The organism is Pseudomonas sp. NPDC089734, assembly GCF_044748865.1.
Classification (GTDB): Bacteria; Pseudomonadota; Gammaproteobacteria; order Pseudomonadales; family Pseudomonadaceae; genus Aquipseudomonas.
Genome location: NZ_JBIVGV010000008.1, coordinates 231,736 through 241,415, shown reverse-complemented (window position 1 = coordinate 241,415; position 9,680 = coordinate 231,736). Strand labels below are relative to the sequence as shown.

11 protein-coding genes and 1 pseudogene are annotated in these 9,680 nt (G+C 59.3%); 10 read left to right on the top strand and 2 right to left on the bottom strand.

Translation table 11 applies throughout. From position 1 onward, the window contains the following. Both ACIPY9_RS13335 and ACIPY9_RS13330 read left to right on the top strand, forming a co-directional pair. Window positions 1-549: pseudogene (locus tag ACIPY9_RS13335) on the top strand (hypothetical protein); the annotation flags it as partial. Between the two features lie 5 nt (window positions 550-554). Continuing rightward, window positions 555-1,769: a hypothetical protein gene (locus ACIPY9_RS13330; protein ID WP_400701570.1), complete on the top strand. Its 1,215-nt coding sequence runs from the start codon at window positions 555-557 to the stop codon at window positions 1,767-1,769. A 10-nt stretch (window positions 1,770-1,779) separates the two neighbouring features. On the opposite strand, the gene ACIPY9_RS13325 is transcribed toward ACIPY9_RS13330, so the two are convergent. Then, window positions 1,780-2,763 carry a TauD/TfdA family dioxygenase gene (locus ACIPY9_RS13325; protein ID WP_400701567.1) on the bottom strand — a complete coding sequence of 328 codons (984 nt, stop codon included), beginning with the start codon at window positions 2,761-2,763 and terminating at the stop codon, window positions 1,780-1,782. A 304-nt stretch (window positions 2,764-3,067) separates the two neighbouring features. Between ACIPY9_RS13325 and ACIPY9_RS13320 the strand changes: the two genes are divergently transcribed. From ACIPY9_RS13320 to ACIPY9_RS13285, 8 genes are read left to right on the top strand one after another with little or no spacing between them, the layout of a single operon-like run. Beyond that, window positions 3,068-4,288 (top strand): PepSY-associated TM helix domain-containing protein, encoded by a 1,221-nt coding sequence (locus ACIPY9_RS13320; protein WP_400701564.1) that lies wholly within the window; start codon window positions 3,068-3,070, stop codon window positions 4,286-4,288. Next, window positions 4,285-4,827, top strand: coding sequence for a thiamine pyrophosphate-binding protein (locus ACIPY9_RS13315; RefSeq protein WP_400701561.1), 543 nt, complete (start codon window positions 4,285-4,287; stop codon window positions 4,825-4,827). The genes ACIPY9_RS13320 and ACIPY9_RS13315 overlap by 4 nt, the downstream gene beginning before the upstream one ends. Then, window positions 4,824-5,162, top strand: coding sequence for a hypothetical protein (locus ACIPY9_RS13310; protein ID WP_400701558.1), 339 nt, complete (start codon window positions 4,824-4,826; stop codon window positions 5,160-5,162). The genes ACIPY9_RS13315 and ACIPY9_RS13310 overlap by 4 nt, the downstream gene beginning before the upstream one ends. Further along, on the top strand, window positions 5,159-5,731 hold the full coding sequence (locus tag ACIPY9_RS13305; protein ID WP_400701555.1) for a DUF6162 family protein: 573 nt from the start codon (window positions 5,159-5,161) through the stop codon (window positions 5,729-5,731). Before ACIPY9_RS13310 ends, ACIPY9_RS13305 begins: the two co-directional genes overlap by 4 nt. Window positions 5,732-5,766: 35 nt before the next feature. Continuing rightward, window positions 5,767-6,696 carry a metal ABC transporter substrate-binding protein gene (locus ACIPY9_RS13300; RefSeq protein WP_400701552.1) on the top strand — a complete coding sequence of 310 codons (930 nt, stop codon included), beginning with the start codon at window positions 5,767-5,769 and terminating at the stop codon, window positions 6,694-6,696. Beyond that, window positions 6,693-7,454, top strand: coding sequence for a metal ABC transporter ATP-binding protein (locus ACIPY9_RS13295; RefSeq protein WP_400701549.1), 762 nt, complete (start codon window positions 6,693-6,695; stop codon window positions 7,452-7,454). The genes ACIPY9_RS13300 and ACIPY9_RS13295 overlap by 4 nt, the downstream gene beginning before the upstream one ends. Beyond that, window positions 7,454-8,353, top strand: coding sequence for a metal ABC transporter permease (locus ACIPY9_RS13290; protein WP_400701546.1), 900 nt, complete (start codon window positions 7,454-7,456; stop codon window positions 8,351-8,353). The genes ACIPY9_RS13295 and ACIPY9_RS13290 overlap by 1 nt, the downstream gene beginning before the upstream one ends. Next, the gene (locus ACIPY9_RS13285) at window positions 8,354-9,265 is read left to right on the top strand and encodes a metal ABC transporter substrate-binding protein (RefSeq protein WP_400701543.1); all 912 of its coding nucleotides are present in this window, start codon (window positions 8,354-8,356) and stop codon (window positions 9,263-9,265) included. It begins immediately after the preceding gene. A 134-nt stretch (window positions 9,266-9,399) separates the two neighbouring features. Here the strand turns inward: ACIPY9_RS13285 and ACIPY9_RS13280 are convergent, their stop codons facing one another. Beyond that, window positions 9,400-9,624, bottom strand: coding sequence for an MbtH family protein (locus tag ACIPY9_RS13280; RefSeq protein WP_400701540.1), 225 nt, complete (start codon window positions 9,622-9,624; stop codon window positions 9,400-9,402). Window positions 9,625-9,680 lie beyond the last annotated feature (56 nt).

Below are 9,680 nucleotides of genomic sequence, written 5' to 3'. Positions count from 1 at the left end.
ATGGTGCGTTTCAAGCGGCGTTTCCGACGTCTGTTCGTCGCGCCGTTCGAGGAGTTCGATGCGGTGATCACGCTGCTGCCCAGCGGCTACGGTTCCCACGACTATGCAATCACCCTCTATCACCGCTACACCAATACCCGACTCTGTCTCGCCACCAAGCTGCATACCCTCGGGCTGGACAAGGCCAATGCCCTGGCCTTCTGGGACTGCCTGCAACGCTACATGGACGTCACCCAGCCTTTGCCCGACCTGCCCGTGCTGGAACAAAGCCGCCACCTGGACCCCGTCACGGTCGCCCATGACGCTCATACCCAACGCAAACCCCGCCGCTGGCGCGACCAGGCCACCCGAGGCTGGAAATCGAACGGAGAAAAGAAACTGAACGAACAGTTGCAGCGCTACCCCTGGCAGCAACACCCCTGCGTCATCAAGACACGACTGAGCGAAGAACTGACCATCGAAGCCTGGTACCGCCGCCAGGAAGCCAAGGGCATTTTTGCAACGCCCAAGGCTGAGAACTTTGCACTCCACCTTGATGACGATGAGTGACAGATATGAACACCTATGCCAATAGCGCTTACCGAGGCGACAACAATGAATCTCTGCCTCTACCAAGATGGCGCAGCCAACTCAATCGAAGCGGACTATCCAGTACTCACATTGCCTTCGGCCATTACGCCGAACTGGACTCGGCGACAGAAATCACACGACAACTGGAATGCGAAAAAAACAGGACTCAAAAGAAACAGAAAAAGCTCGCCAGGCAACAAGACATATATTGCGATGCCAAGTGTTGGCACTTCCAGAGATCCAGCAAAATCGCCAGACTGCTGGACGTTTTAGAAATGATGTGCATTGCCTTCTCATTGATGAGCTGGGGAGTGGGAGTTATCTATTCATCTTTGGAGGAGCTTGGCTTCATTAGATATCCAACCGAAACAGCCTATTTCATGGCAGCAATACTGACACCTTTAGTCATTCTCTCCATTGGCACCCACATGGATGAAAAAAGACTCGCTCACGTTATTCAAATCTGCGGATTCATTATCAGTTCCAGCTTTGTCCTCTGGGCAAAAGGTAGTCTGTGGGGGAACAGCATGATACAAGTTGCCCTATGGCTAGGTGCCTTTCTCTATTTCATGGCCGCCATTGGCTTCAATTGCCTGTTCTGGCTATATGACACCTTCAGTAAGCATGACGGAAGCGAGTTCAATCGAGGAGACGGGATGGTGCGCTTCAAGCGGCTCTGTCAGGGCTTGTTCGTAGCCCCCTTTGAAGAGTTCGATCCGGTGCTGACCACACTGTCCGCAGGTTACGGCTACACGATAACGCTGCATCACCGTTACACCGACAACAAAGTCTGTCTGGCAGACAGGATGCATTCATTGGGTCTGGACACAGCCAATGCCCTGGCCTTCTGGGACTGCCTGCAACGTTACATGGACGTCACCCAGCCTCTGCCCGATCTGCCCGTGCTGGAGCAAAGCCGCCACCTGGACCCCGTCACGGTCGCCCATGATGCACGCACCCAACGCAAACCCCGCCGCTGGCGTGATCAGGCCATGAACGGCTGGAAAACCTCGGGAGAAAAGAAGCTGAACCAACAGTTGCAGCGCTACCCCTGGCAGCAACAACCGTGCGTTATCAAGGCACGGCTGAGCAAGGAACTGACTATCGAAGCCTGGTACCGCCGCCAGGAAGCCAAGGGCATTTTTGCAACGCCCAAGGCTGAGGACTTTGACTATCCTTTCGACTTTGAGAACGGCTAGGTGAAGAGGATCACCTGGCCGATTCGGAATGCCCCTGGGCCATGGCTACCACGACCTTGCGCTTACCGGTAAACGGCGAGCGCGCGTGGGCCGAGAGCATGTTGTCCAGCATCAGGACATCGTTTTCCAGCCACGGGAAGCTGATGGTGCATTCGTCGAGCACGCCACGGACTTCATCCAGCAGGCCCTCCTCGATAGGTGAGCCATCACCGTAATAGACGTTGCGCGGCAAGTCTTCTTCGTCCACGACATCCAGCAGGGTTTCGCGCACTTCCGGTTGCAGGTTGGAGATATGGAACAGGTGCGCCTGGTTGAACCAGACCATGTCCTGAGTCACCGGATGACGCGCCACGGCCTGACAGATCTGCCGGGTACGCAGTTCGCCATCGTCCTTCCATTCACACTGGATGTTGTGGGCGCGGCAATAGGCCTCGACGACACTTTCATCTTCGGTGTTGAACACCTGGCTCCAGTCCACATCCAGACCGTTACCAAAGTTACGGACGTACATCAGTTTCTTTTCGACGAAACGATCACGGATCCGCGCCGGAATGCGGCGGTAGATTTCACGGCTGTCTGCGATAGGGGTTTCACCACCGGTTTCGGCAGCAATCATGCTGTAGAACCAGATACGCATCGGCCATTCCAGTGTATAAGCCTGCTCGTTGTGCAGTGGAATGCTCTGGTGGGCCGGGTATTCGGTGGAGGTGTAGACACCTTTGGTCACGTTGCTGCGTGGCGTGGAACCGAACTCATAAGTGAGCAACGGATCGCCGAACCCGGCGGCAAACTCACGGAACGCCTCGGCGCCTCCGACGTTGAAGCCCCGGAACAGAATTCCGCCACAGCGATACAGGTGCTCGGCAACCAGTGGCTTGAACTCGCCCAGGGTTTCCATCAAGTCCAGACCCGGCTCGGGTGCCTGAACCAGCATGGGCAAGGTACCCGCCCCTGCCTGCAGTGGCCGGATATTCAAACTCAACGTATGACTCATGATGACTCTCCCTTGATGGCAAAGCGTCCGAGCCCCAACGGCCTGACGCAACACCGACGTCCTGATTGAACGTATCGGGCCGCCTGAAAATTAGGCTTTCCCGGCAGATGAGCAGCGCATCCATGCTCCCTGGAAACATTTACTTTCATTTGCACACAATAAATACTTACACCTATTTCATTCTCATTCGTCTTTATAAGATGCGGCGGCAGCATCGGCAAAAAGGCCATGACCGTTTTTCTCAAGAAGGAGCCCGTGTTATGCACAGGGAGGCTCCAAAACCGTGAATCGAGACCGTTTACACATGTCAAAGAAGTCCCGTTCCAAAATCTGGTTTCTGGTCCACAGCTGGCTGGCCTTACCGATCTGGTTTTTCGTGCTGATCGTCTGCGTCACCGGAACGCTGGCCGTGGTCAGCAAGGAAATCATGTGGCTGGCCAACCCGGAAATGCGGGCTGTCAAGCCATCGGACGATGCGCCACGCCTCAGTTTCGAGCAGATCAGGGCCACGATAGAGCGTAACGAACCGAACCTGATCATCGGGACCATGATGCAGCCCGACGGCGAGTATTTCGCCCTGAGCGTCAACGTGACCTACCCCGACGGACGCTCCGTGCCGGCCTATGTGAACCCGTACACCGGACTGATCCAGGGCGTCACGCCTTCGTTCGACTTCCGGCGCTTCACCCGTGCCCTGCACGGCTGGTGGCTGGTGCCGTTCACCAACGGGTATTCCTGGGGCTGGTACCTGGTATCGATTCTCGGCCTGCCGATGCTGGTATCGCTCATCACCGGGCTGGTGGTCTACAAGAAATTCTGGAAAGGCTTCCTGAAACCCACGCTGCGCTTCAAGCATGGCGCGCGTATCTTCTGGGGCGATTTCCATCGCCTGAGCGGCATCTGGTCGATCTGGTTCATTGCCGTCATTTCGATCACCGGCACCTGGTTCCTGATCCAGGCCCTGCTCTGGGATAACCAGATCAGTATTTCCAGCAAATCCCAGGCGGCCTCGATCATTCCCCACAGCAGCGTGCCTCTCACCGCGGATGGCAGCCCGGCCCCCACCATCAGCCTGGACAAGGCCGTCGAAATCGCAAAACAGCGGATTCCCGGCCTTGAAGCCAGCTTCATCAGCCCGCCCAGCAACGCCTACAGCAACATGGAGGTCGGTGGTCGCAGCTGGTATCCCCTGATGTATCAGACAGCCGAGATCAACCCGTACAGCGGTGAAATTGCCACCTCGCACCTGCTGTCGGACCGCAACAAGCTGGAGTTCGTGACCGAATCCATGCGTCCGCTGCACACCGGTGACTTCGGCGGTATCTGGATCAAGCTGATCTGGGCCTTCTTCGGTCTGGTGTTGAGTATGATGGTCCTCAGCGGCCTGCTGATCTGGAGCAAACGCACGGCGCTGGCCACCCTCAACGCCCTGAAGCGCGACGCCAAGGCCGAACAGACAGCCCTCAAGAAACAGCAACAGCCGCGCCCGACCCTGGCTACCGAGATTCCGGAGAACACCCTGTGAGCAAGGCCGCAACCGTACAACCCGCATCGTCTCTGGGTCAGTTCTGGAAGAAATGGCGTTTCCACATCAACATCCTGCTGGTGCTGATTCCATTGGGTTTCATGCCCAAGTATTTCGCTGACAATGCCCTGTCCCGTGGCGACAAGGGGCTTGGGCAGCGCGACATCGGTGAGGTCCAGGTCGGCCCCTGGAGCATGAAACTGGCCGAAGAGCGCAATGAGGCCCCGATCTTTTCCGGCGCCTCGGGCTACATGAAAAACTTCAATGCTTCGCTGTGCGAAAGCTGTGCCGATCAGGTCAAGGCCACTTACCTGCGGATCGGCAAGCCGCGCAGCCTGCGCACCGCCGGGGTGATTTTCTTCGGCGTGGCCTACCGCATGACAGCGTTCATGCAGATCCCGGAAAACACCGACCCCGATCTGGACCTCTGGATCACCATGGAAGGCTGGGACGGCTCCGTGCATCAGACCTCCATTCCTCTGCAACAGGCCTCCCCTACGACCGTAGCCTGGCTGAAAAAACAAGGAGCCCAAAAATGATCGTACGCTTCCCTCTACGCTGGCTGGGTTTCAGCGCCCTTTGCCTGCTCGGCGCGGGCCTGAGCAACAATGCCCTGGCGCACAACCCCATGTGCGAATGTAAACAGATCGACAGCGAGCAGATTCGCTGCACCGGCGGTTTTTCCGATGGCAGCGGCGCGCCGGGCGTGACCCTGGACGTCATTGGCTATGACGAAACCATTCTGGTGCCCGGCAAACTGGGGGCCGATTCGACCCTGACCTTCAAACGCCCTTCCGCCGAGTTCTATGTGTTGTTCGATGCAGGCCCCGGCCACGTCGTGGAAATCGACCAAGCCGATATCGAGGCCCCATGAGCACGCCGACCCGACAGATCGTCCGACCGGCCGGAGCCGGCCACGAAACGCTTTACGTCCTGCTGCTGTGCCTGTTGATCCTGAGCGTGGCCGCCACGGTGGTGGGCCTTCGCGGCGAAAAGCATGAAGCCGACGCGGTCGCCAGCCATCAACTGGATGCGCGTCGCGACCTGAGTGCCGCCGAACAAGGTATCTATGCCGACCTGCGCGTGACCCTGGATGAAATCCGGCTGCTGACGCAGGAACAGCAGACACCGGTCACCCCGCAACAACTGAGCGACGAAGGCTTTGCTCCCTTTGCCCAGGACGCCAGTTCCGTCAGCCGTGGCAACCATGCCTGGCAAATGCTGGAGCAATCCTATCTGGGCCTGAGCCAGGCACCGACGGTCGCTGGATCGTTTCTGATGCGCGTCCATGCCGACGATAAAGGCGAAGCCGATATCTGGATCAACCGTCAGGCCTCTGCGACTGCGCCCACCGACCTCGGTGACAAGGCTTTGATCAGCGCAGGCTGGAAACAGGTCGTCGCGCAATACGATGCCGGGGTCACCCGCGAGCATCGACACTGAACCCACGCATTCACTGAAAAGAAGACCGCTTGCCCATGCCCATTTCATTGAAACGCCGTCCATTGCTGCGCGTCGTACTGGTTGGCCTGCTCGCCACACTGCTCGCCCCTCTGGTCAATGCCGACCCGGCCAAGCGCCTGCGCATCGGCATCACCCTGCACCCCTACTACAGCTATGTCAGCAATATCGTGGGCGACAAGGCCGATGTGGTGCCGCTGATTCCTGCCGGTTTCAATCCGCACGCCTATGAACCCCGGGCCGAAGACATCAAGCGCATCGGATCGCTGGATGTGGTCGTACTCAACGGTGTTGGCCATGACGACTTTGCCGATCGCATGATCGAAGCCAGTGAAAAGCCGGATATCGCCACCATCGAAGCCAACGCCGATGTGCCGCTGCTGGCGGCCACCGGGATCGCGGCCCGCGGCGCAGGCAAGGTGGTCAACCCGCATACCTTCCTGTCGATCAGCGCGTCCATTGCCCAGGTCAACAACATCGCCCGCGAGCTGGGCAAGCTTGACCCGGACAACGCCAAGACCTACACCGCCAATGCCCGTGCCTACGGCAAACGCCTGCGTCAGATGCGCGCCGACGCCCTGGCCAAACTCACCAAGGCCCCCAATGCCGACCTGCGGGTTGCTACGGTGCATGCGGCCTATGACTACCTGCTGCGCGAATTCGGCCTGGAGGTGACGGCCGTGGTCGAACCGGCTCATGGCATCGAACCCAGCCCGAGCCAGTTGAAGAAAACCATCGACCAGTTGCGTGAGCTGGACGTGAAAGTGATTTTCTCGGAGATGGACTTTCCGTCCACTTACGTCGACACCATCCAGCGTGAATCCGGGGTCAGGCTCTACCCGCTGTCACATATTTCCTATGGCGAATACAGCGCCGACAAGTACGAGAAGGAAATGAAAGGCAATCTGGACACTGTCGTCCGGGCCATTCAGGAGGCAGGCGCATGACCGCTGCCGAACCGATCTCCCTCGCCAGTCGCGGGCCGGGCATAACCTTCGCGGATGTCAGCCTGACCCTGGGTCGCACCACCATTCTGGACCGCATCAACTTCAACGTACGGGCCGGTAGCGTACACGCACTGGTCGGGCCGAACGGTGGCGGCAAAAGCTCACTGATCAAGACCCTGCTCGGGCAGATGCCCCATCAGGGTCAGCTCAGCCTGCAATGGCCCGACGCTCCCGGCCTGATCGGTTATGTGCCTCAGGCGCTGGAGTTCGATCGCGGCCTGCCCATGACCGTCGATGACTTCATGGCTGCCATGTGCCAGAAACGCCCTGCGTTCCTCGGCCTGTCCCGTCATTACGCGAAAGCCATTGGCGAAGCCCTGGAGCGCGTCGGCATGCAGGACAAGCGCAAACGACGCATGGGCGCATTGTCCGGTGGCGAACGCCAGCGTGTGCTGCTGGCGCAAGGCCTGATTCCTGCACCGCAACTGCTGGTGCTCGACGAACCCATGTCGGCGCTCGACGAAGCCGGTATCCAGGTCTTTGAACGTCTGCTCGGCGACTGGCGTCAGGCGGGCATTACCGTGCTGTGGATCGAGCACGACCTGGAGGCCGTCAAACGTCTGGCCGACCATGTCACAGGCCTCAATCGCCGCGTGCTGTTCGATGAGCCGGCCCAGACCGCCCTTACCCCCGAACGGCTGCTGACGCTGTTTTCTGCCCACCCGCGCACAGCGGACACCACCGGGAGCGCTGCGTGATGGATTACGAAAGCTTCCGTCTGTTCATTCAAGGCCTGGCCTCCTCCGGCTACCTGCCCGAAGCGCTGGCCTATGGCTTCGTGGTCAACGCCCTGATTGCCGGCCTGTTGATCGGCCCGGTACTGGGTGGCCTGGGCACGCTGGTGGTGGTCAAGCGCTTCGCGTTCTTCTCCGAAGCCGTGGGCCATGCGGCCCTCACCGGCGTGGCCATCGGCATTCTGCTCGGCGAACCCTACACCGGCCCTTATGGCAGCCTGTTCGGTTACTGCCTGTTGTTCGGCATCGTGCTCAACTACCTGCGCAACCGCACCGGCCTGGCACCGGATACCCTGATCGGCGTGTTTCTTTCGGTCTCCCTGGCACTGGGCGCAAGCCTGCTGTTGATACTGGCCGGCAAGATCAACATCCACATTCTGGAAAACGTCCTGTTCGGCTCGGTCTTGACCGTCAACGGCAATGACCTGCTGGTGCTGCTGATTGTCGGCTCGCTGGTCATGGGGCTGAGCCTGCCGCTGTACAACCGCATCATGCTGGCCAGCTTCAACCCGCAACTGGCCGCCGTACGCGGTGTCGCGGTCAAGGCACTGGATTACCTGTTCGTGATCCTGGTGACCCTGATCACCGTGGCCGCCGTGAAAGTCATCGGTGCCATTCTGGTCGGTGCCTTGCTGGTGATCCCGGCCGCCGCTGCAAGGTTGCTGAGCCAGTCGCTGAAAGGCTTCTTCTGGATTTCGGTCTCCATTGCCACCGTCAGCACCTTGTGCGGCATCCTGCTGCCTATCGTCTTCGACCTGCCCGTTCCGTCCGGCGCGGCGATCATTCTGGTGGCCGGCATCGGCTTCGCCCTGGCCGCCATCGCTCGCGGCACGGTCCCCAGCCTCAAAGGGAATATTGGATAAATGCCTACTCTGCGCACATTGACCCTCGCCCTGGCCCTCACCGGCCTGTTCAGCCATACCTTGCAGGCCGCCGAAACCAAAAGCACCAGCCCGGAACCGGTTCGGGTCCTGGCCAGCCTGCCCATCACCTACGGGCTGGGGCAGATCCTGCTCAAGGACAGCGGCGTGGTACTGGAGCGTGCTGCCGCAGCCAACCTGCCGGGCTCGCGCCAGACCGCCTATTTCACCGGACGCGGCGCCGAGGCCCTGCGCAAGCTGAGTGTCGAAGCTGATGCCGTGATAGGGCTGCGCTCGATCTGGGCCGATGACCCGCTCTACCCCAATGCCCGTCGCAGCAATATCCGCATCGTCGAAATCGACGCCGCACGCCCGGTGGATGGCAGCCTGCCAGGCATCGCCGTCCAGCCCGGTCAGGGCACGGACGGTTTGAACAGCCAGCCGTGGCTGGCCAGCAATAACCTGGGACGCATGGCGGATGTGATGGCCGCCGATCTGGTGCGCCTGGCCCCGGCCGCCAAACCGCGTATCGAAGCCAATCTGGCAGCCCTCAAGCAGCAGTTGCTCAAGCTCAGTGCAGAGAGCGAGGCCAGTCTGGCCAGCGCCGACAACCTGAGCGTGGTCAGCCTGTCCGACCGTTTCGGCTATTTGATCAGCGGGTTGAATCTGGAGCTGATCGACACTCAGGTGCTCACTGATGAGCAGTGGACGCCAGAAGCCCTGCAGAAGCTGACCGCGACGCTGAAGGACAATGATGTGGCGCTGGTGCTGGATCATCGTCAACCGCCGGAAGCCGTGAAGGCTGCCGTGACTGCGGCGGGCAGTAAATTGCTGGTGCTGGGAATCGATGGTGAAGATCCGCTGGCCGAGTTGCAGGGAAATATCGGTCAGGTGATCGCCGGATTGAAAAAATAAATACCACCACAGTAGGAGCGAATTTATTCGCGAAAGCGGGGTCTCACCGGCCTCTTCGCGGATAAATCCGCTCCTACCTCTAAACAAAAACGCCCCGACAATCATCGGGGCGTTTTGCTTGTTGCGTCACTCAATCAATGTGCAGCAGCCTGGGCTTCCATCTTCTGGCGCAGGCTCAGAGGACGCATGTCAGTCCACACCTCTTCGATGTAGGCCAGGCATTCCTTCTTGAAGCCGCTCTTGCCCACGGTGCGCCAGCCGTTGGGGATGGCCTTGTAATCAGGCCAGATGGAATATTGCTCTTCGTGGTTGACCACGACCTGAAAGACGATGTCGTCGCGGTCGAAAACTGAAGTCATTGCTGTTCTCCATGGTTATATCAGTGCCGCTGCACTCATTCACAACGGCTATGTAG